Genomic DNA, 25,362 nt, shown 5'->3' with positions numbered 1-25,362 from the left:
CTTACTCAACCAGTTTGTTCAACTGTTCAGGATCAAATTTCTCGGTGGCATTCAGGGTTTCGCAATCGATGCCGGCGCACTTCAGTGCCGCCAGAATACGCTCGATCTGATGTTCCTGTGTCGCGGCATTATCGATCAAACCGTGCAAAGCCTTGGATAAAGGATCATCGCCATTTGGTGTCACACCATACGCAGCAAACATGCGCGCAGCGGCTTCATCGCGGGCATTGTCTTTCTGGATAATCCGCGCCGGGTTACCGACTGCGGTGGCACCTGGCGGGACTTCGCGCACCACCACTGCATTGGAACCGATCTTGGCGCCCTCACCGACCGTAAAGCCACCCAAGACTTGCGCACCGGCACCAATAATCACACCTGCACCCAGGGTAGGATGTCGCTTCGCCCCTTTACTGAGCGAAGTACCACCCAAGGTCACCCCCTGATAAATCGTGCAATCGTCACCGACCTCAGCGGTTTCACCGATCACTACGCCGAAACCATGGTCGATAAAAACGCGACGTCCTATTTTTGCACCAGGATGGATTTCGATAGCGGTCAGCCAGCGTGCGATATGCGAAGTAAAGCGTCCCAGCCACTTTAAATCGTGGTTCCAGAACCAATGTGCCCAGCGTTGCATGACGATGGCGTGCAAGCCCGGATAGCAGGTAATAACCTCCCATTCGCTGCGCGCAGCAGGGTCGCGGGCGATGATATTGGCGATGTCTTCTCGAATACGGCTAAACATAAAGTAAATATGGATATGCGGAAAATGCTCAGGTAGCAATATTAGCCTGTTAACGAAAATCATGGCGGACACCGGCGATTTCTGGCCGGTGCCGCCATGCTGTCAGGCGCTGCTTAAGAACCGGTGGCGATGCGCTGTCTGCGGGCTTCGTAGAGACAGACGCCGGAGGCTACCGAGACATTCAGGCTTTCTACCGAGCCAAACATCGGGATGCCAACCAGGACATCACAGGTTTCGCGCGTCAGGCGACGCATGCCCTCACCTTCCGAGCCCATGACCAGAGCAGCCGGGCCGGAGAAGTCGGCTTCGTACAAACCTTTTTCGGAGTCGTCGGTTGTACCGATCAGCATGATGTCGCGCTCTTTCAATTCGCGCAGGGTACGCGCCAGATTCGTTACCGTGATGTAAGGCACGGTATCGGCAGCACCACTGGCGACCTTGGCAGCGGTCGCATTCAGGCCGACAGCGCGATCCTTCGGTGCGATGACCGCATGCGCACCGGCACCGTCAGCGACGCGCAGGCAGGCACCGAGATTATGCGGATCGGTAATACCATCCAGTACCAGCAACAAAGGCGGGCCTTCAATCGCGTCCAGCAACTCGTCGAGATTGCGCGCCAGCGACAATTCACCGGCCTTGGCCACCACGCCCTGATGGCGACGGGTGCCGACGATGCTGCTCAGACGTGCGTCGTCGGCGGGAATAATACGTACCTTGGCACCTTCGGCCGCGCGTATCAAGTCCTTCATGCGCTGGTCATGACGACCGGCGTCAATATAGATTTCTTCTACCGAAGAGGCTTCATGGCGCAAACGCGCCGTGACGGCGTGAAAGCCGAAAATCATCTTGCTCTTCATTTTTATCGCTTCTTCTTACCTGATTTAGAGTGCACTGCTGGTGCACGTTGTTTATGCGGTGTTGCCGGGGTGCGCTTGGCTTTGGTCTTTTTAGCCGCCGCGGTCGGCACAGCAGTTGTTTTCGTTGCAGATTTCGCTGCTTTCTTTTCCGCTTTCTGGCTACGTTGCTGATGTTCGTTGTCGGCACGACGTGCTTCGTTTTTCAGCACGGTACGGATGCCAGGTTCGTTCACCAGACGCAAATCTATCTTGCGCGCATCCAGATCGACACGGCTGACCTGGACGGTTACACGGTCGGTCAGCTGATAACGAATGCCGGTACGTTCACCGCGCAACTCATGACGCGCCTCATCGAATTTGAAATGATCCGCACCGAGCTCGGTGACATGCACCATGCCTTCGATGAACAGGGAGTCGAGCTGCACGAAGATGCCGAAAGTCGCCACGCCGGAAATCGTGCCGGTGAATTCCTCACCCAGCTTGTCACGGATGAAGTAACACTTGAGCCAGGCTTCAACGTCACGCGATGCTTCATCAGCACGGCGTTCATTCGCCGAGCAATGGATGCCCAGTGCTTCCCAGATCGCCAGGTCGCCTTCTGCCTTTTGCTTGCCTTCGGCTTTGTCCTGCGCGTGCTTCTTGCGCGCTGCAGGCGACAACATGGTATTCAGCGTGCTGGTATCCATACCGCGCGGCTCATACTTCTTGCCTTGCAGGATGGCTTTGATGGCGCGATGGGTCAGCAAATCCGGATAACGACGGATCGGGCTGGTGAAGTGCGCATAGGCTTCATACGACAAACCAAAGTGGCCGATATTTTCCGGGCTGTAGACAGCTTGCTGCATGGAGCGCAACAACATGGTCTGCAACAGTAATGCATCCGGACGATTTTTAATCTTCGGCATCAGTTCTGCGTAATCCGATGCAGTCGGCTTATCACCGCCACCCAGATTCAAACCGACCTGCTTGAGGAAGGTGCGAACCTGATTCAATTTTTCCTTGGTCGGCAGCGCATGCACACGATACAGGCTGTGATGCTTGTGACGCTGCAAGAGGTCAGCTGCGCACACGTTGGCCGCCAGCATGCACTCTTCAATCAGTTTGTGCGCTTCATTACGCGTACGTGGCAGGATCTGCTGGATCTTGCCGACTTCATTGCAGACGATATAGGTTTCGGTTGTTTCAAAGTCGATCGCACCGCGTGCATGACGTGCTTGCAGCAAGGCCTGGTAGACGCCATACAGATTCAGCAGGTGCGGCACCAGCGCCGGACGCCTGGTCGCTTCTATGCCCTTGGTATTGCCCAGGATAGCCGCTACTTCGGTATAGGTCAGGCGCGCAGCCGAATGGATGACTGCCGGATAGAACTGGTAAGCCTTGATTTCGCCTTTGGCAGTAATCACGGCATCACACACCAGCGTCAATCTATCCACGCCCGGATTGAGCGAACACAAACCGTTAGACAATTTCTCCGGCAGCATAGGAATCACGCGACGCGGGAAATACACCGAGGTGCTGCGCTCCAGTGCATCGACATCGATTGCTTCATTCGGTTTGACGTAGTTACTAACGTCTGCAATCGCAACGATCAGACGGAAGCCATCAGCACGACCAATTTTGCATGGTTCGCAATACACGGCATCATCGAAGTCACGTGCATCTTCACCATCAATGGTGACCAAAGGCACATCGCGTAAATCGACGCGATCATGCAAATCAACCGCACGCACTTCGTTCGGCAATTTGGCTGCCGCTTTTTTCGCTGCTTCAGAAAATTCATGCGGTACGCCATATTTGCGCACTGCGATTTCGATTTCCATGCCTGGGTCATCAATGTCGCCGAGGACTTCGACGATCTTGCCGACAGGCTGGCTGAAACGCGAAGGTTGCTCGGTCAGTTCTACACTGACGACCTGCCCGGTTTTTGCCTTGCCTGGCGAACCGGCCAGCATGATGTCCTGGCCGATGCGCTTGTCTTCAGGTGCAACTACCCACACGCCGTTTTCGTTCAGCAAGCGACCGATGACATGTGTGTTTGCACGTGCAACAACTTCGACGATGGTGCCTTCAGGGCGACCACGACGGTCAGTGCCTATGATGCGTGCCTGCACGCGATCACCGTGCAGTACTTTTTGCATTTCTTTTTCAGGCAAAAAGATATCGGCACTGGCGTCGTCAGGAATCAGGAAACCGTAGCCGTCACGATGACTGCTTACGCGGCCTTCAATAAAGTTGGAAGAATGGGCAAGCTGATAATTGCCGGCGCGATCTGGTTTGATTTGTCCATCGCGCTCCATCGCATTCAGGCGACGCATCAGACCGTCCATCTCATCAGGCTTTACGCCGAGAGCAGTAGCAAGTGTGGAGGCGTCGTGCGAACCGGTGGCCGTACGTAAGATGCCGAGAATTTCCTCGCGGCTGGGAATGGTATAAGAGTATTGGCTCAAAAGCTGTTTTGGTTAATTGTTATTAGAACGGGAGTCAGTGTAACGGACGACGACAGTATTTGCATAATAAGTCGAGAAACATGCAAATTAATCGCAATCAATGATTGACTTCCAATGAATATCCGCTATACTGCTCATCTTTCATGTAAGGCCCACGTGGCGGAATTGGTAGACGCGCATGGTTCAGGTCCATGTGCCGCAAGGTGTGGGGGTTCGAGTCCCTCCGTGGGCACCAAGTTATTAAAACCCCGTTGATTCGTCAACGGGGTTTTTCTTTTTCCGGTCGCATTTATTTCCTGGCTCATACGAGCTCACTTCAAACGCACGCAGCACACTTCAGATATCGCAAAAATCTCTTTGCGAAAACTTGTTTTTAATTCCTACGTTTTTTCTTCGTTACTTATTTTGTTGCTTACTTCTGCAACGCATAGATATTGCCTGCAGAAAATGACACATCAGTGACGACGTGCCCTATTCTGTTTCACCTTTGCGCAACCATGCTGCTAATTGATGCGGACGCAAGCCATCGTACTCTTCAAATGGCTGGTGTATCCACGGATTATGCGGCAAATAGTCGAGATAGAAATCCGGCTCTACAGACGAGCAAGCTTTGTACCAGATGACGGCAGATTTTACTTCTGTCACTGCGGGGAATTTTTCGGAAAGATGACGCTGCACTTGTTCCAGCGTGACTCCGGAATCGACCAGATCGTCGACCAGCAATACCTTGCCACCCAGAGTTCCGTTTGTAATCGTGATGTGTTTGGCGATATCCAGCGAGCCCTGCTCTTTGCCCGCATCTTCGCGATATGAGCTGGTCGACAAAATCGCCAGCGGCACATTGAAGATACGTGAGAACACATCGCCGGGGCGGAGACCGCCACGCGCCAGGCATAGTACCTGGTCAAATTCCCAACCCGACTCGTGCACAAGCAGAGCCAGACGCTCGATTGCCTGGTGATAGGCTTCCCATGTCACCCATAGATCTTTATCGCCTGATTCTGGCATCGTGCAACTCGTCGGACTAAGTAATTTTTATTTGAAAGGATGACGCAATACGATGGTTTCTTCGCGGTCTGGACCGGTCGAAATCATATCGATAGGCACACCTACAAGTTTCTCGATGCGATCGATGTAAGCACGTGCATTTGCAGGCAGGGCTTCCAGTGTTTTTGCACCAACCGTGGTTTCTTTCCAGCCTGGCATTTCTTCATAGATAGGTTCGCAGGCAGCCGCGTCTTCTGCGCCGACCGGGAAGATATCTATTGTTTTGCCATTCAGTTTGTAACCTGTGCAGATGCGCAGCGACTCGAGGCCATCCAGCACGTCAAGCTTGGTGAAGCACATACCGGTTACGCCGTTGATTTGCACCGAACGTTTCAGCAAGGCAGCATCGAACCAGCCGCAACGACGGGCACGACCGGTAACGGTACCGAATTCGTGACCAACTGTTGCCAGGTGTTTACCAACGCCTGCATCAGTAGGCAATTCCGATGGGAATGGGCCCGAACCGACACGTGTGGTGTAAGCCTTGGTGATACCGAGCACATAGTGCAGCATGTTAGGGCCAACACCGGAACCGGTAGAAGCATTACCTGCCACGCAGTTACTCGAAGTAACGTATGGATAAGTACCGTGATCGACGTCGAGCAAGCTACCTTGTGCACCTTCGAACAAGAGGTTGGCGCCGTCGTTATACGCTGCGTACAGTGCGCTCGATACATCGCCGACCATAGGCTTGAGACGTGGCACATCAGCCAGCGCATCATCCAGGGTTTTTTGATAATCGACAGCCGGAACCTTCAGGTAATGCGACAACACGAAGTTGTGGTAATCGAGGTTTTCCAGCAGTTTTTCTGCGAAACGTTTTTCGTTCAGCAAGTCAGCAGCGCGGATAGCGCGACGTGCGACTTTGTCTTCATACGCAGGGCCGATGCCTTTACCGGTGGTACCGATTTTTGCATCGCCGCGCGCAACTTCACGCGCCACGTCCAGTGCAGTGTGGTACGGCAGGATGATAGGACAGGCTTCCGAAATCTTCAGACGCGACGGGACTTCTACACCGATCGCTGCCAGCTTGTCGATTTCACGCAATACGTCAGGTACCGACAAGACCACGCCGTTACCGATGTAGCATGCAACGCCTTCGCGCATGATGCCGGAAGGGATCAATTGCAGTGCGGTCTTATGACCACCGATCACCAGTGTGTGGCCTGCGTTATGGCCGCCCTGGAAGCGCACTACGCCTTGCGCGTGATCTGTCAGCCAGTCGACGATCTTGCCCTTACCTTCATCGCCCCATTGGGTACCGACAACTACAACGTTTTTTGCCATGCTTTTTGTTGACATCACTTAACCTAAATTTTTGATAATCCAGTTTCCATCTTCAAGTACGAGTACGCGGTCGCACTCAAACTCGTCCTGATCGTTTTCGTAGCCGGGCAAGCTTTGTATCACTACTTCCCCAGCCTTGCGCAATGCAACTATCTTGGTGCGCAATGCTGCTTCGCGGCCCCACGGCGCACGAATTGCGCGCTTGCGTTCCGCTACTGGCAATAAGCGCGCCAGTTCGCGTAAATCCATAGAGAAACCAGTCGCCGGACGGGCACGTCCAAACGCTTCACCAACGTGATCGTAACGACCACCACGCGCGACAGCATTCGGCAGGCCCGGCACATAAATCGCAAACATCGCACCGCTCTCGTACTGATAGCCACCGAGATCGGCCAGGTCTATCGTCACGTTTGCTTCACCCGCGAGGCTGGCCAATGCTGCCAGCTCATCCAGGGCCTTGGTAATACCCGGCAAAGCCGGCAATTCCTTGCGCGCTCGCGCCAGCACCGTCACATCACCATACAGGCTAGGCAAAGCCAGCAAGGCACGGCGTGATTCGTCGCTGTAAGCAGCTGTTATCTCCTGCAGCGCCGGAACATCTTTGGCGCGGAGCAAAGTATACAGTGCCGACTCGTCTTTTTGCGCATTTGCGTCATTTTCGATGATCGCCCGCAACACGCCGACATGGCATAAATCCAGTCTTACCTGGGTGAAACCAGCCAAAGCCAGCGACGCCAGCGCCAATTCCTGGATTTCAGCATCGGCTTCCAGTCCACCGTGGCCGTATATCTCGGCACCGATCTGCAAAGGCTCACGGGTAGCGTGCAAACCGTTCGGGCGGGTATGCAGCACGCTGCCGGAGTAGCAAAGGCGCGTGACCGAAGCACGGTTCAGCAAATGCGCGTCTATCCGTGCTACCTGGGTAGTCATGTCTGCGCGCAGGCCCAGCGTACGACCGGACAACTGATCAACCAGTTTAAAAGTGCGTAAATCCATGTCATGCCCTGCACCAGCCAGCAGAGAGTCCAGGTACTCGAGCATAGGTGGCATGACAAGTTCGTACCCGTACAGGTGGAAGTTGTCGAGAATGACACGACGTAGTTCTTCAATTTTGCGCGCTTCAGACGGCAAAACATCAGCAATATTTTCAGGCAGCAGCCAGTTTGGCATGACGGGAAACGAAAAAGTCAGAAAAAGGAAATTGGGATACAGCGTACGGCAGGCTTATATCAGCGAGGCAAGAGACAACCCGCAAACGGGTTATTTCCGCCAGAAACTAAATTTATTTGCGTTTATGCATGTCGCCGCCATAAAAAAGAAACTGCATGAAGTGATGGCTATCACTTCATGCATGTATTTCGCTTACACGGCGCTCAGGCTTATTTTTTCGCGCCTGCTCCGCTCGAAGTCGGGTTTTTAAAATACTTGAAAAACTCGGAGTTAGGATCGATCACGAGCATATCGTTACGTGTTTTAAAGCTGGCACGATACGCTTCGAGGCTACGGTAAAACTTATAGAACTCGGGGCTTTGACCAAATGCCTGTGCATAGATTTGCGACGCTTTGGCATCACCTTCACCGCGGATCTGTTCAGCATCACGATAGGCTTCAGCCAGAATAACGGTACGCTGTCTGTCGGCATCTGCACGGATCTTTTCAGACTCCGCCGCACCGGTCGAACGCAACTCATTGGCGACGCGTGCACGTTCAGACTTCATACGGTCAAACACCGAGTTATTGATCTGGTCGACATAGTCAACGCGCTTGAGGCGCACATCAACGATTTCAACACCGATCTGTTTGGCTTCTTCCGTGACTTTCTTTTGGATGCCGTCCATCACCTTGCCACGCTCACCGGAAATCACTTCACGTACAGTGCGCTTGGTAATTTCTTCGTTCAGCGAAGCCTTGACGATCTGCGCCATACGGTTTTGCGCGCTGCGTTCGTCACCGCTAAAGCTGACGAAGTACAGGCGTGGATCAACAATGCGCCATTTAACGAAAGCATCAACCAGGATGTTTTTCTTTTCCGCAGTAATGAAGCGATCTGCATCCGGCGTATCCAGAGTCAGGATGCGCTTGTCCAGGAATACGACGTTCTGGAACGGTGGCGGCAATTTGAAGTGCAAGCCAGGTTCACTGATAACAGTCTTTACTTCACCCAGCGCAAACACAATTGCGTACTGGCGTTGATCAACCACAAACAGGGTCGACGACAAAGCGATGAAGCCGATGACCGCGACGATGACATAAGAGATCAGGCGATTCATTATCGTACCTCCCGATCACGCGAACTACGGCTATCTCGGGCTCTCGACTCCTGTGCTTCCAGCGCGGCCGTATCCGGCGCACTTGTAGACGAGGTAGCAGGCGGTCTGATCGCACCGACATCCGCTGCAGCACCGGCAGGCGCCGCAGACTGGGAAATCAACTTATCGAGCGGCAAATAAATCAGGCTGTTATTACCTTTTGAATCGACCATAACCTTAGTAGTGCTAGAGAAAATTTTCTGCATCGTTTCGAGGTACATACGATCCCGGGTAACGGCAGGCGCTTTTTGATACTCAACCAGAATTTGTTTGAAGCGCGACGCTTCACCCTGTGCATTCGCAGTCACGCTGGAACGATATGCTTCCGATTCCTGCATCAGGCGCGAAGCCGCACCACGCGCACGTGGAATCACGTCATTGGCGTAAGCCTGCCCCTCATTCTTTTGACGTTCGCGGTCCTGTCCTGCTTTAACCGCATCATCAAAAGATGCCTGCACTTGCTCTGGCGGTTGAACGCCTTGCATCGTGACATTGGTAATCTGTACGCCTGACTTGTAACGGTCAACGATTTGCTGCATCAACTGGCTGCTGTCGAAGGCGATTTTTTCACGGCCTTCATACAGGACGAAATCCATCTTGCTGCGGCCGACTACTTCACGAATCGCGGTCTCGGCAACCTGCTTGACCATTTCTTCCTGTTCACGATTGTTGAAGACCCAATCGGATGCGTTTTTCAATGTGTATTGAACGGCGAACTGGATGTCGATGATGTTTTCATCTTCAGTCAGCATCAGCGATTCCTGCTGTTGCTTGTTCTTGACGTTGCCGCGATAGCCGACTTCAACCGTACGCACTTGCGAGACGTTGACGATTTCATGGCTTTGAATCGGGGTCGGCCAGCGCCAGTTGAAACCGGCAGGTGTCATGTGGCTGTATTTACCAAAAGTCATGACCACGCCGGTCTGACCTTCCTGCACGATGAAGAAGCCGCTGACCAGCCACAGGAATGCAACGATCGCCGCAATGATGGCAGCGCCTATGCCGGCACCGCGCATATCGGGCTTGAAGCCGCCTATGCCGCCGCCGCCGGAAGAATCGCCACCGTTACCGCCGCCGCCATTTTTCCTGTTGCCGAAAATGCCACTCAGGCGCTGATTGAAATCGCGCCACAATTGATCGAGATCAGGCGGGCCGTCGTTCGGACGCTTGTTATCCTGATTTTTATTATTGTCATCGGAACCACGACCCCAACGCGGGTCATTGAGCGAAAACTTCAAACCAAATTTTTTAAGTAGGGAAACGAGCATTCTTTTGCGGTCCGGGCTGAAAAATAATGGGTTGGAAGGCCAAGTAAATACTTATACGTTGACGTCGTCAGATGCAACTAGTGATACATCTTCTAATCCAGCGGCGCGCTCCTGCGCACATTCGGCTATTGCTTCTCGCAATAGATCCAATCCGCTTCCAGTCTGGGCACTAATAAAAACACGACGAATTTTATCATATTCATCACGTTCCAAAGCAGGTTCCAGACCGGCAGCATCAATCTTGTTCCAAACCAGAATCTGCGGGATATGGTCGGCGCCGATTTCACGCAAGACCATATTCACCTGCTCTATCTGTTCCATCCGGACCGGGCTCGCACCATCGACCACGTGCAACAGCAAGTCCGCATGGATGGTTTCTTCCAGCGTAGCGCGAAAAGCGGCAACCAATTGGTGCGGCAATTCGCGAATAAATCCAACTGTATCGGAAATGACTACATTCCCGGCTTCGCCCAAATAAATCCGACGCGAGGTCGTGTCCAGCGTCGCGAATAACTGATCGGCTGCCAGTACCCTGGTTTTAGCCACCGCGTTAAACAAGGTCGATTTACCAGCATTGGTATAACCGACCAGCGACACTGAAAATGCATTATTACGACCACGCGCACGACGCTGCGTAGCATGCTGCTTGTGCAGCTTATCCAGCTTGGCGCGCAAGGCCTTGACCCGCACACCCAATAAACGACGATCAGTTTCGAGCTGCGTTTCACCCGGTCCGCGCAAGCCGATACCACCCTTTTGCCGCTCCAGGTGAGTCCAGCCGCGTATCAGCCGCGTCGCCAGATGTTGCAACTGTGCCAATTCAACCTGCACCTTACCTTCGTGGCTTTGCGCCCTTTGCGCAAAAATATCCAGGATCAGGCTGGTACGATCCACCACGCGCACCTTGAGATGACGCTCAAGGTTACGCTGCTGCGCCGGCGACAGAGCATGATTGAAAATGACAATATCAAGCTCGTGGTCGACGACCGCATCAGCGATTTCATTTGCTTTACCCGAGCCGACAAACAAGGCAGCGTCCGGACTGGAACGCTTGCCAGTGATCGTCATGATCGGATCGGCACCTGCCGATCTGGAAAGAAGGGAAAGTTCTTCGAGGCTTGCAGCGAAATCGCCTTTGCCAAAATCAAGGCCTACCAGTACTGCGCGCATATTAATCCTGCGCCCACGACTGGGTGACGTATAAATTATTCAGCTTCTGATTCAAGGCTCAGGTTCACGGCACGTGCAGGAACAACGGTGGAAATTGCGTGTTTGTACACCATTTGGGTGACAGTATTACGCAAGAGGACGACGTATTGATCAAAAGATTCGATATGACCCTGGAGTTTGATGCCGTTAACGAGGTAGATCGAAACGGGTACATGCTCTTTGCGCAAAGCATTGAGGAATGGGTCTTGTAACAGTTGCCCTTTGTTGGTCATGACAGCTCCAGTGTGTTGTTGTGTTTAAGAGGTTGAGGCATCTTGCTATTTTTCAAGTGTTCCAACCATTGGAATGTAATCGATTTCTGGCATTTTCGCCAAATCGCTTATTTTTCCGAACGCGAGAAAGGATTCTTACCAGAACGTAACTCGATACGTAGTGGAGTCCCGACAAGCGAAAAAGTTTCTCGGAAATGCTTTTCCAGGAAGCGTTTGTAGTTTGCATCGATCGCTTCCAGCGCATTACCGTGAATGACAACAATCGGCGGGTTCATACCACCCTGATGCGCATAGCGCAGTTTCGGACGGATAGAACCTTTACGCCGCGGCTGCTGATGCTCGACCGCTTCGATCAGTGCACGCGTCAGCTTAGGCGTAGACAGGTTGGTCATGGCTGCCGCGTAAGCGCTATCAACAGATTTCATCATCGGACCGATACCGCTCGATTTCAAGGCCGAAACAAAATGTGTTTTTGCAAAGGACAGGAAATTCAGTTTGCGCTCCAGATCCATCTTGATCGCATCACGACGGTCAGTAGTCAGGCCATCCCATTTATTCACACCGATGACTAGGGCGCGACCAGACTCCAGAATAAAGCCGGCGATATGCGCATCCTGCTCGGAGATATCTTGCTGGGCGTCCAGCAACAGCAAGACGACATTGGCTTCCGAAATTGATTGCAGGGTTTTGACTACCGAGAATTTCTCAATCGCTTCAAATACCTTGCCGCGACGGCGGATACCCGCAGTATCAATCAAGGTGTAATGCTTGCCGTCGCGTTCAAACGGGATTTCGATCGAATCGCGGGTGGTACCCGGCAAATCGAATGCGATGACGCGCTCTTCACCCAGCAAGGTATTGACCAGCGTGGATTTACCTACGTTCGGACGGCCGACAATCGCAAGTTTGATACTTCTGTCGTTCGATGCCGGTGTTTCTTCTTCCGGCGGACGCTGCGCGAACGCAATGTTCAGTGCTTCCTCGACCAGATCGGCAACACCGTCACCATGCGCGGCCGAGATCACATAAGGATCACCCATGCCGAGCTCATAGAAGTCGGCAGTAACCGTCGTGTACTTCATGCCTTCGGCTTTATTCACCACCAGCATCACGGAACGACCGGATTTGCGCAGGAAGTCGGTGATAGTTTTATCGTGCGGCGTCAAGCCTTGACGACCGTCAACGATGAAAACCACGACGTCCGCTTCTGCGACAGCCTGTTTCGTCTGCTTGGCCATTTCATGCATGATGCCTTCTTTGGCAACAGGCTCGAAACCGCCAGTATCTATCACCAGGAACGGACGTTCGCCCACACGGCCTTCGCCGTAGTGCCGGTCACGCGTCAAGCCCGGAAGGTCAGCGACCAACGCATCACGCGACCGGGTTAGTCGGTTGAATAGCGTGGATTTGCCGACGTTAGGTCGACCTATAAGTGCAATAACCGGCTTCATCAAATGTTTTACTCGGCTGCGATGGCAACCACTGTTCCTGATTGAGTTTGAAAAATAAGATTCGCATCAGTGCGAACCGGCACGCCGAGTATCGGGCTGCCGTCAGTGTTCACACGTGCCAATAACAAGCCATTGTCTTTCGAGAAGAAATGGATATAACCCTGGTAGTCACCAACCGCTACCGCACGGTTGGATGAAACCGGCGTCGACAGACGACGGTTTTTTAACTGCTCGTTTTGCCAGATGCTGGTACCACTATCACGGGCAAATGCCTGCACGGTACCGCGCTCATTCGCAGCATACACCGCGCTGCCATCAACATCGACGCCGACATCACTGGAGAAGGCTTTACCCCAACGCGGCGTGCCACTGACGGTATCGAAGCAGGCAATACGGCCTTGATACGATACTGCGCATACGTCACGACCAGCGACAAACGGCGCGCCGGAGATATCAGCAATACGTTCCAGCTCGGTGGTACCGCGTGGATCACCCACCGCAACTTCCCAGCGTGGCGCACCGGTGCTCAACGCAACCGCCAGCAAACGACCACCAGCCAGGCCGATGTAGGCATTGCCATTCGCAATGCTGATGCCTGGTGAAGTACGCAGCGTCAATGGTGGCGCTGTACGCTGGGCAAACCATTTACGGGTGCCGGTTTCTGCATCATAGGCAACGACGCGATTATCCAGGCTGCGGATAACGACAGTATCCATGCCTACCGCTGGTGTCGACAGGATTTCGCTGCTGGCCTGTGCCTTCCAGCGCAGTTTGCCCTGGTTATCAAAGGCCAGTACCACGCCCTTCTCACCTGCGACGACAATAGTCTGGCCATCGCTGCCGACACCGGATGTCAAAGGCATGCCGGCATTGATACGCCAGAGCGACTGGCCATTGGTCGCATCCAGACGGGTAATCGTACCGTCTGCAGCTGCAGTATAAAGATCGTTACGCACCAAAACTGGTGAAAAAGCATAGTTTCCTGCTTTACCGACAGATGCCGTCCACGTAGTACGGGCAGTCATGGTTTGCTTGAACTCAACCAGCGGCGCTGGTGTATTACGCGTCGATGGCTTGCTGGCAAACGGATTCATCGATGACAGGAATGAGCATCCGGCAGTCGCCAACAACAGGCTGGCCGACAGTACTTTTAATGCGATTCGATACTTCTGCATTTCTTTTCCTTTGAGCTTTTATGCTGCTTTTTTGACCGGTGCACCGCCGATGGCGTCCAGCTTGATCTGGATCAGCTGACGCGCAGGATTCTTGGCATCGGTTTTTTCCAGTGCAGCCTGATATGCAGCACGCGCTTCATCCAGCTTGTTCTGTGCAACCAGGATGTCGCCTTTACGATCGCTGACTACATTCGCGAATTGCGCCGGGAATGTACCTGCCAATACTTTCAGGCCTTCATCGTATGCTTTTTCATCCAGCAGAATGCCAGCCAGGCGGACTTTGGCGACAGCCTTGTATTCATCGCTGTTGCCTTTGTCGATTACCCATTGCAATTGCGCCTTGGCTGTTTTGAAGTCATTCGCATCAAATGCCGACTTGGCCGCTGCCAGCGCACTCATTTGCGCATAAGCAGTGCCGGCGAACTTGGCTTCCATATCCGTTGCAGCGCGCTGCACTTTTTCCTTGTCTTGCGCAGCGACGGCTTTTTGCAGCTCTTCATACAACTGCGCTGCCTGCGTCGCCTGGCTACGTTGGTAAGCCCCCCAACCGGCCCAGGCTGCATACGCACCGAGCACGACGATGAGTACCCAGGTAACGATGTTGCCGTACTGATTCCACCAGGATTTAAGAGTAGCTAATTGTTCTTGCTCTGCGTGATCGTATGCCATGATGGTCCAAGTTTAATGATGATAATGTACGTGTTCGTCGTGCGCATGGTCATGCGCGCCAACGATCTGATCAACCAGATAATCCGCAATGCCTTCAAATGGCACACTGGCTTGGTTGCCAGCCGCTTCCACGTTGCGCATTTCCTTGACGACTGCCGTGCCCTGCGCAATTTCGTCTTCACCGATAATCACGGCGTAAGCAGCACCGCTGCCGTCCGCGCGTTTCATTTGCGATTTGAAGCTGCCGATGCCGGTCGCTGCAGCGCAGTGCAATACCACATCGAGTCCGGCGTCACGCAAACGTTCCGCCACGACTGACGCCTGCAACTGCGCTTCCTCGCCCTGATGCACGATATAGACGTCGCATTGGTTCGGCGCAAACTGTTCGCCGCTTGCTTTCATCAACTCCAGCAAGCGTTCCACACCCATCGCGAAACCACAGGCCGGCGTCGGTTTGCCGCCAAACATTTCAACCAGCGGATCATAACGACCACCGCCGCAAACCGTACCTTGCGAACCGAGTTGATCAGTGACCCATTCGAACACGGTGCGATTGTAGTAATCCATCCCGCGCACCAGGCGCGGATTGATGGTGAACGGAATCGCATTGTGACGCAAAATCTTTTGCACGCCTTCAAAGTGCGCGCGCGATTCTTCACCCAGGTAGTCGAGCAGCTTGGGCGCGGCATTGACCATATCCTGCATAGTCGGATTTTTGGTATCCAGGATGCGCAAAGGATTACTGTGCAAGCGCTTTTTCGCTTCTGCATCCAGCAACTCTTCATTCTTTTCAAAGTATGCAATCAGATCGGCGCGATGCTTGTTACGCTCTTCGGCATTACCGATAGAGTTCAGTTCGAGACGCACATCCTGCAGGCCGAGGTCATCCCACAGACGCTGACACATCATGATCAGTTCGGCATCGATATCCGGACCAGCAAAGCCGATTGCTTCCGCACCGATTTGATGAAACTGGCGATAGCGACCACGTTGCGGTCTTTCGTGACGGAACATCGGACCCGCGTACCACAAGCGCTTCGGGCCGTCATAGGTCAGATTGTGTTCGAGCGCAGCACGCACCACACCTGCCGTGCATTCAGGACGCAAAGTCAGTTGATCGCCGTTCATGGAATCGGTGAAGGAATACATTTCCTTCTCGACGATGTCGGTCACCTCGCCCAGGCCGCGTGCAAACAATGCAGTCGGCTCTACGATAGGGGTACGTATCTGTTGAAAACCATAGCTCTTGAGCACAGTGTGCACGGTGTTTTCAAACAATTCCCACAAAGGCGCGTCAGCCGGAAGAATGTCATTCATTCCCTTTACGCCGACGATTTTTTCTGTTTTTTTGGTATCTGACATTTATTTTTAAAGACTTATTTACTGCAACTAGTTGTTTGTGGCGCCTGCAATTTAAGCAGCGCTGGTTTTTTCTTTACCGTAGTGGCTCTTTACATAGTCGAGCACAATCGCGTGGAATTCTTCGGCGATATTGTCGCCGCGCAGGGTCACGGTTTTTTCACCATCAACGAATACCGGTGCCGCCGGCGATTCGCCGGTACCCGGCAAACTGATGCCAATATTTGCATGCTTGGATTCACCGGGACCATTCACGATGCAACCCATGACTGCGACGTTCATCGCTTCCACGCCCGGATACTCCTTCTTCCATACCGGCATCTGATCACGCAGATAGGTTTGTATGCCGTCTGCCAATTCCTGGAACACAGTCGAAGTCGTGCGACCACAACCCGGGCATGCAATCACCATAGGCGTAAATTTACGCAAGCCCATGGTCTGCAAAATTTCCTGCCCCACTACGACTTCCTTGGTGCGGTCACCACCTGGTTCCGGCGTCAGCGAAATACGTATGGTGTCGCCTATGCCTTCCTGTAGCAACACCGACAAGGCTGCCGTCGAAGCAACGATACCCTTGCTGCCCATCCCTGCCTCAGTCAGACCAAGGTGCAGCGGATAATCACAACGACGCGCCAGTTCGCGATACACCGCGATCAAATCCTGTACACCTGATACCTTGCACGAGAGGATGATGCGATCACCCGCCAGGCCGACTTCTTCCGCGCGCTTTGCGTTTTCTATTGCCGACGTCACCAATGCTTCATACATGACGGCTTGCGCACTCCACGGCGTCGCACGTGCCGCGTTTTCATCCATGATGCGTGCCAGCAGTTCCTGATCCAGGCTGCCCCAGTTCACACCTATGCGTACCGGCTTATCAAAGCGGCACGCGGTTTCTATCATTTGCGCGAACTGCGTATCGCGTTTATTACCCTTGCCGACATTACCCGGATTGATGCGATATTTCGCCAGCGCTTTCGCGCATTCCGGATAGTCATTCAATAATTTATGACCGTTGTAATGGAAGTCGCCGACCAGCGGCACGACGATATCCATCTTGTCGAGTTGCTCGCAAATTTCCGGCACTGCCGCTGCAGCTTCCGGCGTATTGACGGTGATACGCACCATTTCCGAACCGGCACGTGCCAATTCCTTGATCTGGATCGCGGTGCCGATGACGTCCGCGGTATCGGTATTGGTCATCGATTGCACCACCACCGGCGCGTCTCCGCCTATACGAACTTCACGGCCGCCGTAACTGACTACCGCTATACGGCTTTGGCGACGCGTAACTGGGCCGGTAGCTATCGGATTGGATGACGACATAAGTGCTTTATTTCAAATTCAATCGGGCAACGTTGCTGCTGTTTCCAGTGACCACATCAACCGGCGCACCGCGCAAAGTGACATCTACACCTGCTGCGTTACCAATGACTACCGACACCGGACCGGTGACGGCAACAGCTTCAGAGCTGCCAGCTTTCAGCAGACGGGACAACAACACGCTATTGTCAGCGCCCTTGATTTCCACCCAGGAATCTTCGCGTACATTGATCGCCAGGGCATTCTTGCTATCAACCGGAACAACAGGCTTGACCACCGCTGCAACCGGCGTCGGTTTTGCAGCAGGTGCCGCGGCAGGCGTTACTGGCGCAGCAGTTGTTGCGGCAGCGACTGCAGGCGCGGCCGACTTCGCAGCCACAGCTTCAGCCGCAGGCTTGGCAGCTTCGGTCGGTTTGACTTCAGCCGGCTTGCTTTCTGTCGGGCCGGCTTCAGTAATTTCTATCGGCGGCGGCACTTCTACTACCGCAGCTGCAGGCGCGTCCGATAACTCTATCGGCGCCAGCTTTTCTTCCACTTTGGCCGGTGAGCCGGAAGTGCTGTGCGACAACCACCCCATGTGTTGACCGGCATAAGCCAGCGCACCCAGCACTACCAGTATGCCGCCACCGAGCACCATCTTCGAATTCAGACCACGCGAATTCGACGCCAGCAATTTGGTTTCAGAAAACGAAGCAGAAAGCGGACTGCGTTCAGGCGGCAAAACCGCCGGTGCGGCTGTGTCATCCTTGATTCCTGCCAGGATAGGTGCAGGATCAACGCGCAAGACTTTCGCATACGAACGGATGAAACCACGCACGATCACCATGCCAGGCAAAGCCGCATAGTTATCTTCCTCCAGTGCCAGGATCTGACGGCTGGCCAGGTTCAGTTGATTCGCGACCTGCTCTACGGTCCAGCCGCGTTCTTCGCGCAAGGCCGCGAGTTGTACACCTGCGGAAATCACAGGCTCACGTTTCTCGGTTTCTGGCGCCGCTTCCGGGACCGCATCATTCAAAGCTTCATTCACAGGCACGTCATTACTCATTAAAGGCTCCACGCTGATAGGCAGCAAACTCAGCCGAGTCCGGATAACGGCGGCGCAATTGCGTCACGAGGCTGTTTTCTGCGGCACGATCGCCCACCTTGCGCTCAATTTTGATTGCTAACCACAACACTTCCGCGCTCAGCACATCTGCTTTGGTCACGCGATTGATATAAAACCGGGCACGCTCCAGATCACCACGCTCATAATTCAGACGCGCCAGATTGGTACTGGTCGTCAGGTTGCCGGGATCAAGGCGAAATGCTTCATTAAAATAACGGTCTGCGGCGACCTTGTCCTTCAGGATCAGGCTGCAAGTGCCGGCATTATTCAGCGCCTTCGCAGGAGACTGATAAGTCTTGCTGCGCAGGGCTGCTTCGAAATACGGAATGGCTTGACTCGCGCGTCCGTTCTGACACAGGAACCAGCCATAGTTATTACTCAAATCCGGATCGTTCGGCGCCAGACGCAGCGCACGCATGAAATTTTCCTCAGCCTGGCGAGCTTCACCCTGGTCCATATAAATCAGGGCCGCCATGCTATAAGCATCAGCCGAATTAGGATCGGTTTGCAAAGCCAGCTTGACTTCGTCCAGGGCCACATTCAACTGGCCTTGCTGGTAATATCCTATCGCCAGTTGCAAGCGTATGCGGGCACGCTTTTGATTATCTGTTTTGTCGAAACTGGTGGCCAGCTCACTATCAGGTGCAACAGCAGGTTTGGCGGCGCAACCCAACAACAGGATTGCAGATAACAGGGACATTCCCAACCAAGCCGATCGACGTGCTGTCATCAAGATGAAATCTCCACAATACGCCCGAAATTCTTGCCAAATTTTTCCTGGTACTCCGCCATTTTCTTCATGCGGTCTTGTACGCGTGTACGATCTTGCACTTCACCTGCCAACTGTCCGCACGCCGCATCGATGTCATCACCGCGCGTCTTGCGTACAGTGGTCACGATGCCTGCATCCATCAACACTTGTGCGAAGGCTTTAATGCGTGGATTCTGCGAGCGCGTCAAACCCGATTCAGGGAATGGATTAAACGGGATCAAATTGAATTTGCACGGCACATCGGCCTGACGCACCAGAGCGATCAGTTCACGTGCGTGCTGGTCACTATCGTTGACACCATCCAGCATGCAATATTCGAAGGTAACAAAATCACGCGGCGCGAACTCCAGATAGCGCTTGCAGGCAGCCATCAATTCCACCAGCGGGTATTTTTTGTTCAATGGCACGAGCCCATCGCGCAAGGCATCGTTCGATGCGTGCAGCGATACTGCCAGCGCAACTGCGCAATCCTGCGACAGCTTGTCTATCATCGGCACCACGCCGCTGGTCGACAGCGTTACACGGCGGCGCGACAGGCCGTAGGCATTATCGTCCAGCATCAGCTTCAATGCGGTAACGGTAGGCTCATAGTTCAACAAAGGCTCGCCCATGCCCATCATCACCACATTGGTGATCTGGCGCTCGCCCTTAGGGCCTGGCTCTATGCCTTTGGTACGACGTAATTCGAACTCGGCCATCCACAGTTGGCCGATGATTTCGCCAACCGAAAGATTCCGGTTAAAGCCCTGTTTGCCAGTCGAGCAAAAACGGCAATTCACCGCGCATCCGGCTTGTGTCGAAATACACAGCGTGCCGCGGTTTTCTTCAGGAATAAAAACTGTTTCAACTGCATTGCCCTGCCCCACATCGACCAGCCACTTGCGGGTGCCGTCGGCAGAGGTGTGATCAGAAATCACGGCGGGTGCAGCGATGATCGCGCGCGTGGCGAGTTTGTCACGCAGCGATTTAGCCAAATCGGTCATCGCGTCAAAATCGCTGGCACCGAATTGATGTATCCAGCGTTGCAATTGCTTGGCGCGAAACGGCTTCTCACCCAACTCGCCGCAGTAAGCGATGAGTTGCGCAGGATCCAGATCCAGCAAATTGGTGAGAGTCGTCATAAAAACACTTTTTGCTTCTGTCTGCCAGTCGCCTTAACCAGTATGGTCGGCGACAGACAGAATTTCAAATTAACGCGAGTAAACGTTCAATGCCGGGAAGTAGTAAGCGATTTCAACTTTCGCTGTTTCTTCTGCGTCGGAACCGTGTACAGCATTTGCATCGATTGAATCAGCGAAATCAGCACGGATGGTGCCTTTGTCTGCTTTTTTCGGATCGGTTGCGCCCATCAGGTCGCGGTGCTTGATGATTGCGTTTTCGCCTTCGAGCACTTGGATGATGACAGGACCGGAAATCATGAAATCGACCAGGTCTTTGAAGAAAGGACGTGCGCTGTGCACAGCGTAGAAACCTTCGGCTTCAGCACGCGACAATTGCGTCATGCGAGCAGCGACGATTTTCAGGCCTGCGCCTTCGAAACGGCTATAAATCTGACCGATTACGTTTTTTGCTACTGCATCCGGTTTAATAATCGACAGTGTGCGTTCGATTGCCATCTGAAAAACTCCAATAAAATGAAAGGGTTAAGACAAAATTCTGATATTTCAACTAACCTTTAATTCTACCATGAAAGCCCCATCTACTTGAAGCAGAAACAAGAGCTTTTAATGTGAAGATAGCGTTAAGAACAGAACCGTTTATACTATGTGCATGTCAAGAACCTGCTTGGCAACAACTCGAGCTTGATATTTACCTGGAGAAACCATGAGCAATTTACAGCAGACCTTTGGGTCTACCTATGACACCACGGCGGTACGCCATCGCGTCTTGCGCAATACATACTGGCTGCTCGCCCTTTCGATGATCCCTACCGTGCTGGGTGCCTGGATAGGCGTACAGTTTAAATTTGCCTTCTTCGCTGGCAGCCCATTCATGGGCATGATTATCTTTTTGGCAATTGCATTCGGTTTCTTTTATGCAATTGAAAAGACCAAAAATTCCGGCCTGGGCGTCGCCCTCCTGCTGGGCTTCACCTTCTTCATGGGCTTGATGCTGTCGCGCCTGATCGGTCACATCCTCGGCTTTGCCAACGGCACTTCGCTGATCATGACGGCTTTTGGCGGCACTGCTGCAATCCTTGCAACTATGGCATCGGTAGCAACCGTATCCAAACGCGACTTCAGCGGCCTCGGCAAATGGCTGTTCATGGGCGTACTGGTGATCATCGTTGCCGCACTGGCAAATATCTGGCTGCAATTGCCAGCTTTGCAACTGACGATCTCGGTCGTAGCGATCGGTATCTTCTCTGCCTTCATCTTGTATGATGTACAACGCATCATCAACGGCGGCGAAACCAACTACGTCACCGCGACCCTGGGCATTTACCTGAGCGTCTATAACATTTTCTCCAATTTGCTGGCACTGCTCGGCATCTTTGGTGGCGAACGCGACTGATAAACTTTCAGTGCAATAAACAAAAAAGCCGACTTTTCAGTCGGCTTTTTTTAATTCCTGCAGCTTGCTTACGCAGTCGCTGCAGGTGTCTGACGCAGCTCAAAGACTGCCATAGATTCCACATGCGAGGTATGCGGGAACATATTGATCACACCCGCATTCTTCAAATCGTACTGCCCTTCGTTCACCAATACCGCAGCATCACGTGCCAGCGTCGATGGATTACACGAGACATAAACGATACGACCAGGCAGCAGGTCCGGATGGCTCTTGCCCAATTCCGACAAGGCCTCGCATACGGCCAACGCACCATCACGCGGCGGATCGATCAGCATGCGGTCGAATTTACCCAACTCAACAAAGTCCCCTGCTTTCGCTTCAAACAGGTTACGGCAATAAAACGATGTCTTATCGGCCAGGCCGTTGGCAGTCGCGTTTTCCAGCGAACGCTCCGTCAGCGTGGTGCTGCCTTCTATACCGACGACTTCACGCGCTTGCGTCGCGATCGGCAAAGTGAAGTTACCCAATCCGCAGAACAAATCAGCGATACGATCGGTCGGCTGCGCATCCAGCAAACGCAAGGCACGCGCGACCAACACGCGATTGATCTGGTGATTTACCTGCGTGAAATCTGTCGGCTTGAACGGCATCTTTACGTTGAATTCCGGCAGTGCGTAGTGCAGGTTATTTTCTGTCGGATAGAACTGATAAGCGCTGTCCGGCCCTGCTGGCTGCAACCACCATTGCACCTGATGCAGGTCTGCAAAAGCCTTTAACTTCACTTCGTCATCAGCTGTCAGCGCCGTCATGATGCGCAAGACCATCGCCGTGACTTTCTCTTGCGCCCCCTGGCCGATCGCCAATTCAATTTGCGGCAAATCATCTATCACCGACAACGATGCGATCAGTTCACGCAAGGGAACCAGCATCGCCGACACATGTGGCGGCAGGATTTCGCAGGTCTTCATATCGGTGATGAAAGACGATTTGCGCTCATGGAAACCAACCAGCACACCACCTTTTTTCACCACATTCCGCACTGAAATACGGGCGCGGTAACGGTAACCCCAGGTCGGCCCATGTATCGGACGAAGCATGGTTTCCGCCTTAACCTTGCCGATGTGCTTGAGGTTATCTTCCAGAATGCGCTGTTTCAATGCGACCTGCGCACTCGGCTCCAGATGCTGCATGGAGCAGCCACCGCAAACGCCAAAATATACGCATTTAGGATTGGTACGCAGCGACGATTCCTTGATCAGCGACATCATTTTTGCTGCTTCCCAGTTCGGTTTCTTGCGATAGGAAGAGTAAACGACGCGCTCTTTCGGCAGCGCACCTTCGACGAAAACTACTTTGCCCGGTGTGCCATCCTCATTTTGCAAATGGCCGACACCGCGTGCTTCCATGTCGAGGGATTCGATATCAATAATGGTTTGCTGCATAGGAGCTAATTCAGAATCAAGCGCGTAAGCGAATCAGGTGCGTAAGCGGCTTGCGTTAAATGGGATAAAGAAAGCGAAGGCGGATGATATCAAACTGCGGCGCCCTGGCGCCGAATTCCGCTCATTTTGTCGCGTATTTGGGCAAGACTAGAGCAAGGAGTCCTTGCCGACTCCGGTGCGCGTCAACGAACGTTTCAGTTTGACTAACGCTTCTTGCTGAATCTGCCGCACGCGTTCACGGGTAACGTGCATCTCAGCTGCCAATGCCTCCAGCGTGGCCGGATCATCGTTGTCCAGACCGAAACGACGGGTGATCACCAGACGCTGTTTATCGGGTAATTTTTCCAGCCAGTCATGCACCAGCACTGTCATTTCATTGTGCTCGGCCAGCGCATCCGGATCGTTGGCATGGTCACCCTGCAGCAAATCCATCAGGCTGGATTGCGGATCGCCATCCAGCGGCGCATCCAGCGAAGTTGCATGCTCAGACAGCGCCAGGATGTCCTGCACATCTTCCACACTGCGATCGACGAGATGGGCGATATCTTCGGCGGTCGCATCCTTGCCGTCGTGATGCTGGGCCTCAAGATGGAATTTGGCACGCAAGGTTTGATTCAGTTCGCGTACCACATGCACCGGCAAACGCACGGTACGCGCCTGGTTCATGATCGCGCGCTCTATGCTTTGGCGTATCCACCAGGTGGCATAGGTCGAAAAGCGAAAACCACGCTCAGGCTCAAATTTGTCGATCGCCCGCATCAGACCGAGATTGCCCTCTTCGATCAGGTCCAGCAGGATGACGCCGCGATTGATGTAGTGCTTGGCAATAGACACAACCAGTCGCAGGTTGTGCTCTATCATTTTCTGGCGCGCTGCAAAGTCACCTTGTTTGGCCAGCGTTGCGTAATGCACTTCTTCCGGCACTGTCAGCAAAGGACGTGTACCGATCTGATTCAGGTAATGCTGGGTGGCATCCGTTGACAGCTCGGTTGCCAGAACCTTCTTGAGTTCGTCGATACCGGCAACTTCTACCGGTGCGACACGCTCCCCCAATTCGACAGCGTCGCCGTCTTCATCGGTGATGTCGGATTTCTCGGCATCATCGTCGGCTTGCAGCGAGAGCTCGGACGACAATGCATCCGAGTTTTCATCATCTTCTGCGTGAACGTCGCGGTTGCGTGTCATTAGCGATTATCGGCCAGGTAAAAACTTCGATGGATCGACTGGTTTGCCTTGCTGGCGAATTTCAAAATGTAATTTAACTGAATCGGAATCGGAATCCCCCATTTCAGCAATTTTTTGACCTTTATTAACATTTTGTCCTTCTTTTACAAGGATAGCCTTGTTATGGGCGTATGCGGACAATAAATTGCTGGTGTGCTTGACGATCACCAGGTTGCCGTAACCACGGATACCGCTACCCGCATACATCACTTTGCCGGCACCAGCTGCCATGACAGCCTGCCCCGACTTGCCCGCGATATCCAGGCCTTTGCGACCGTCATCAAAAGTACCGACTACCTTGCCTTCGGCTGGCCACATCCAGGATACGCTGTCGTCGTCCGTAGCCAATGTTACCGGTGCGGCAGGTTCGGTCGGCGCTGCCGGTTTGGCAGTTGAGGCAACAGGTACTGGCGCCGTAGCCGCCGTCTGCGCGCTATCCGGTTTTTGCATTTCGGCTAAAGTCGCATCCGAGTACGGCTTTTTTTCACCGCGCGGACTGGTTTTATTGCTGGCGGCCGTGCTGGCCGTTGCACCCGACGGCGGTCCCAGAGGACGGCTTTCCACGCCTGACGAACTGGCTATCGTGCCGATCTGGGCACCGCCACTACGTCCGGAAGCGGCATCCGGCGGTGCCACACGCAACACCTGCCCGACTTTAATATCGTTCGGATTGGCCAAATTATTCCAGGCCACGATTTCGCTATAACTTTGACCAAAATCGAGCGCAATGCGATACAGGGTATCGCCTTTTCTTACGGTGTAGCTGGTACGGTCTTCCACCGCCGCTTTGGGCGGAGTGGTGGTACCGCCGATTCTGCGCTCACTAACCGGGGCCGAGTTCTGGGTAGAACTACAGGCGCTGAGTAAGCCGACCAGCGATATCAGGAATATCTGTCGAGTTGTGTTTATTCTCATTACGTTCAATT

Annotated in this window: 24 protein-coding genes and 1 tRNA gene; 3 read left to right on the top strand and 22 right to left on the bottom strand. The window is 53.4% G+C overall.

Features of this window, described 5'->3' with window-relative positions; translation table 11 throughout:
* Position 1 precedes the first annotated feature (1 nt).
* The 3 genes from cysE to rnr form a co-directional block, all read right to left on the bottom strand.
* Complete coding sequence (cysE, locus tag DBR37_RS07690) at positions 2–745, bottom strand: serine O-acetyltransferase (RefSeq protein ID WP_124573854.1); 744 nt, start codon at positions 743–745, stop codon at positions 2–4.
* Between the two features lie 113 nt (positions 746–858).
* Positions 859–1,602 carry a 23S rRNA (guanosine(2251)-2'-O)-methyltransferase RlmB gene (gene rlmB / locus DBR37_RS07685; protein ID WP_012079967.1) on the bottom strand — a complete coding sequence of 248 codons (744 nt, stop codon included), beginning with the start codon at positions 1,600–1,602 and terminating at the stop codon, positions 859–861.
* A 2-nt stretch (positions 1,603–1,604) separates the two neighbouring features.
* The gene (rnr, locus tag DBR37_RS07680; RefSeq protein WP_124573853.1) at positions 1,605–4,049 is read right to left on the bottom strand and encodes a ribonuclease R; all 2,445 of its coding nucleotides are present in this window, start codon (positions 4,047–4,049) and stop codon (positions 1,605–1,607) included.
* Positions 4,050–4,199: 150 nt separating this feature from the next.
* On the opposite strand from rnr, the gene DBR37_RS07675 reads away from it, so the two are divergent.
* Positions 4,200–4,284 (top strand) — tRNA-Leu (locus DBR37_RS07675).
* 236 nt (positions 4,285–4,520) lie between these two features.
* Here the strand turns inward: DBR37_RS07675 and DBR37_RS07670 are convergent.
* From DBR37_RS07670 to DBR37_RS07660, 3 genes are read right to left on the bottom strand one after another with little or no spacing between them, the layout of a single operon-like run.
* Positions 4,521–5,057 (bottom strand): phosphoribosyltransferase, encoded by a 537-nt coding sequence (locus tag DBR37_RS07670; protein ID WP_124573852.1) that lies wholly within the window; start codon positions 5,055–5,057, stop codon positions 4,521–4,523.
* 27 nt (positions 5,058–5,084) lie between these two features.
* A complete protein-coding gene (locus DBR37_RS07665) occupies positions 5,085–6,398 on the bottom strand; it encodes an adenylosuccinate synthase (RefSeq protein ID WP_199739062.1) in 1,314 nt (437 codons plus the stop codon).
* A gap of 3 nt (positions 6,399–6,401) precedes the next feature.
* Positions 6,402–7,553, bottom strand: a complete 1,152-nt coding sequence (locus tag DBR37_RS07660) for an ATP phosphoribosyltransferase regulatory subunit (protein ID WP_124573850.1) — start codon at positions 7,551–7,553, stop codon at positions 6,402–6,404.
* Here DBR37_RS07660 and DBR37_RS17190 point away from each other — a divergent pair.
* Positions 7,471–7,803: a hypothetical protein gene (locus DBR37_RS17190; protein ID WP_199739091.1), complete on the top strand. Its 333-nt coding sequence runs from the start codon at positions 7,471–7,473 to the stop codon at positions 7,801–7,803. The two genes, DBR37_RS07660 and DBR37_RS17190, sit on opposite strands and share 83 nt — an antisense overlap.
* Here the strand turns inward: DBR37_RS17190 and hflC are convergent.
* The 13 genes from hflC to ndk form a co-directional block, all read right to left on the bottom strand.
* A complete protein-coding gene (gene hflC, locus DBR37_RS07655; RefSeq protein ID WP_124573849.1) occupies positions 7,763–8,653 on the bottom strand; it encodes a protease modulator HflC in 891 nt (296 codons plus the stop codon). The two genes, DBR37_RS17190 and hflC, sit on opposite strands and share 41 nt — an antisense overlap.
* Positions 8,653–9,960, bottom strand: coding sequence for an FtsH protease activity modulator HflK (gene hflK / locus DBR37_RS07650; protein ID WP_124573848.1), 1,308 nt, complete (start codon positions 9,958–9,960; stop codon positions 8,653–8,655). Before hflK ends, hflC begins: the two co-directional genes overlap by 1 nt.
* A gap of 51 nt (positions 9,961–10,011) precedes the next feature.
* A complete protein-coding gene (gene hflX / locus DBR37_RS07645; RefSeq protein WP_124573847.1) occupies positions 10,012–11,130 on the bottom strand; it encodes a GTPase HflX in 1,119 nt (372 codons plus the stop codon).
* Positions 11,131–11,165: 35 nt separating this feature from the next.
* A complete protein-coding gene (gene hfq / locus DBR37_RS07640; RefSeq protein ID WP_012079975.1) occupies positions 11,166–11,402 on the bottom strand; it encodes an RNA chaperone Hfq in 237 nt (78 codons plus the stop codon).
* A 107-nt stretch (positions 11,403–11,509) separates the two neighbouring features.
* The gene (gene der, locus DBR37_RS07635) at positions 11,510–12,853 is read right to left on the bottom strand and encodes a ribosome biogenesis GTPase Der (protein ID WP_124574196.1); all 1,344 of its coding nucleotides are present in this window, start codon (positions 12,851–12,853) and stop codon (positions 11,510–11,512) included.
* Positions 12,854–12,861: 8 nt separating this feature from the next.
* Positions 12,862–14,028, bottom strand: coding sequence for an outer membrane protein assembly factor BamB (gene bamB, locus DBR37_RS07630; RefSeq protein WP_124573846.1), 1,167 nt, complete (start codon positions 14,026–14,028; stop codon positions 12,862–12,864).
* An 18-nt stretch (positions 14,029–14,046) separates the two neighbouring features.
* On the bottom strand, positions 14,047–14,697 hold the full coding sequence (locus DBR37_RS07625) for a tetratricopeptide repeat protein (RefSeq protein ID WP_124573845.1): 651 nt from the start codon (positions 14,695–14,697) through the stop codon (positions 14,047–14,049).
* Positions 14,698–14,709: 12 nt separating this feature from the next.
* Positions 14,710–16,059: a histidine--tRNA ligase gene (gene hisS, locus DBR37_RS07620; protein ID WP_124573844.1), complete on the bottom strand. Its 1,350-nt coding sequence runs from the start codon at positions 16,057–16,059 to the stop codon at positions 14,710–14,712.
* Between the two features lie 51 nt (positions 16,060–16,110).
* On the bottom strand, positions 16,111–17,382 hold the full coding sequence (gene ispG / locus DBR37_RS07615) for a flavodoxin-dependent (E)-4-hydroxy-3-methylbut-2-enyl-diphosphate synthase (protein ID WP_124573843.1): 1,272 nt from the start codon (positions 17,380–17,382) through the stop codon (positions 16,111–16,113).
* Between the two features lie 7 nt (positions 17,383–17,389).
* On the bottom strand, positions 17,390–18,424 hold the full coding sequence (locus DBR37_RS07610; RefSeq protein WP_124573842.1) for a helix-turn-helix domain-containing protein: 1,035 nt from the start codon (positions 18,422–18,424) through the stop codon (positions 17,390–17,392).
* A complete protein-coding gene (gene pilW, locus DBR37_RS07605; RefSeq protein ID WP_233588304.1) occupies positions 18,417–19,184 on the bottom strand; it encodes a type IV pilus biogenesis/stability protein PilW in 768 nt (255 codons plus the stop codon). Before pilW ends, DBR37_RS07610 begins: the two co-directional genes overlap by 8 nt.
* A 29-nt stretch (positions 19,185–19,213) precedes the next feature.
* The gene (rlmN, locus tag DBR37_RS07600) at positions 19,214–20,377 is read right to left on the bottom strand and encodes a 23S rRNA (adenine(2503)-C(2))-methyltransferase RlmN (RefSeq protein ID WP_124573840.1); all 1,164 of its coding nucleotides are present in this window, start codon (positions 20,375–20,377) and stop codon (positions 19,214–19,216) included.
* A 69-nt stretch (positions 20,378–20,446) separates the two neighbouring features.
* Positions 20,447–20,872, bottom strand: a complete 426-nt coding sequence (ndk, locus tag DBR37_RS07595; RefSeq protein ID WP_012079984.1) for a nucleoside-diphosphate kinase — start codon at positions 20,870–20,872, stop codon at positions 20,447–20,449.
* Between the two features lie 208 nt (positions 20,873–21,080).
* On the opposite strand from ndk, the gene DBR37_RS07590 reads away from it, so the two are divergent.
* Entirely contained in the window at positions 21,081–21,770 is a 690-nt protein-coding gene (locus DBR37_RS07590; RefSeq protein WP_124573839.1) for a Bax inhibitor-1/YccA family protein, read from the top strand.
* A 68-nt stretch (positions 21,771–21,838) separates the two neighbouring features.
* On the opposite strand, the gene rlmD is transcribed toward DBR37_RS07590, so the two are convergent.
* From rlmD to DBR37_RS07575, 3 genes are all read right to left on the bottom strand, one after another.
* The gene (gene rlmD, locus DBR37_RS07585; protein WP_124573838.1) at positions 21,839–23,212 is read right to left on the bottom strand and encodes a 23S rRNA (uracil(1939)-C(5))-methyltransferase RlmD; all 1,374 of its coding nucleotides are present in this window, start codon (positions 23,210–23,212) and stop codon (positions 21,839–21,841) included.
* Between the two features lie 147 nt (positions 23,213–23,359).
* Complete coding sequence (gene rpoS, locus DBR37_RS07580; RefSeq protein ID WP_124573837.1) at positions 23,360–24,397, bottom strand: RNA polymerase sigma factor RpoS; 1,038 nt, start codon at positions 24,395–24,397, stop codon at positions 23,360–23,362.
* 6 nt (positions 24,398–24,403) lie between these two features.
* A complete protein-coding gene (locus DBR37_RS07575; protein WP_124573836.1) occupies positions 24,404–25,351 on the bottom strand; it encodes a peptidoglycan DD-metalloendopeptidase family protein in 948 nt (315 codons plus the stop codon).
* Between the last annotated feature and the right edge of the window lie 11 nt (positions 25,352–25,362).

This window comes from Herminiimonas sp. KBW02, from assembly GCF_003852535.1.
Classification (GTDB): Bacteria; Pseudomonadota; Gammaproteobacteria; order Burkholderiales; family Burkholderiaceae_D; genus Oxalicibacterium.
Note: the sequence above shows the minus strand (reverse complement) of the source record. Positions and strands in the feature narration are given on the sequence as shown.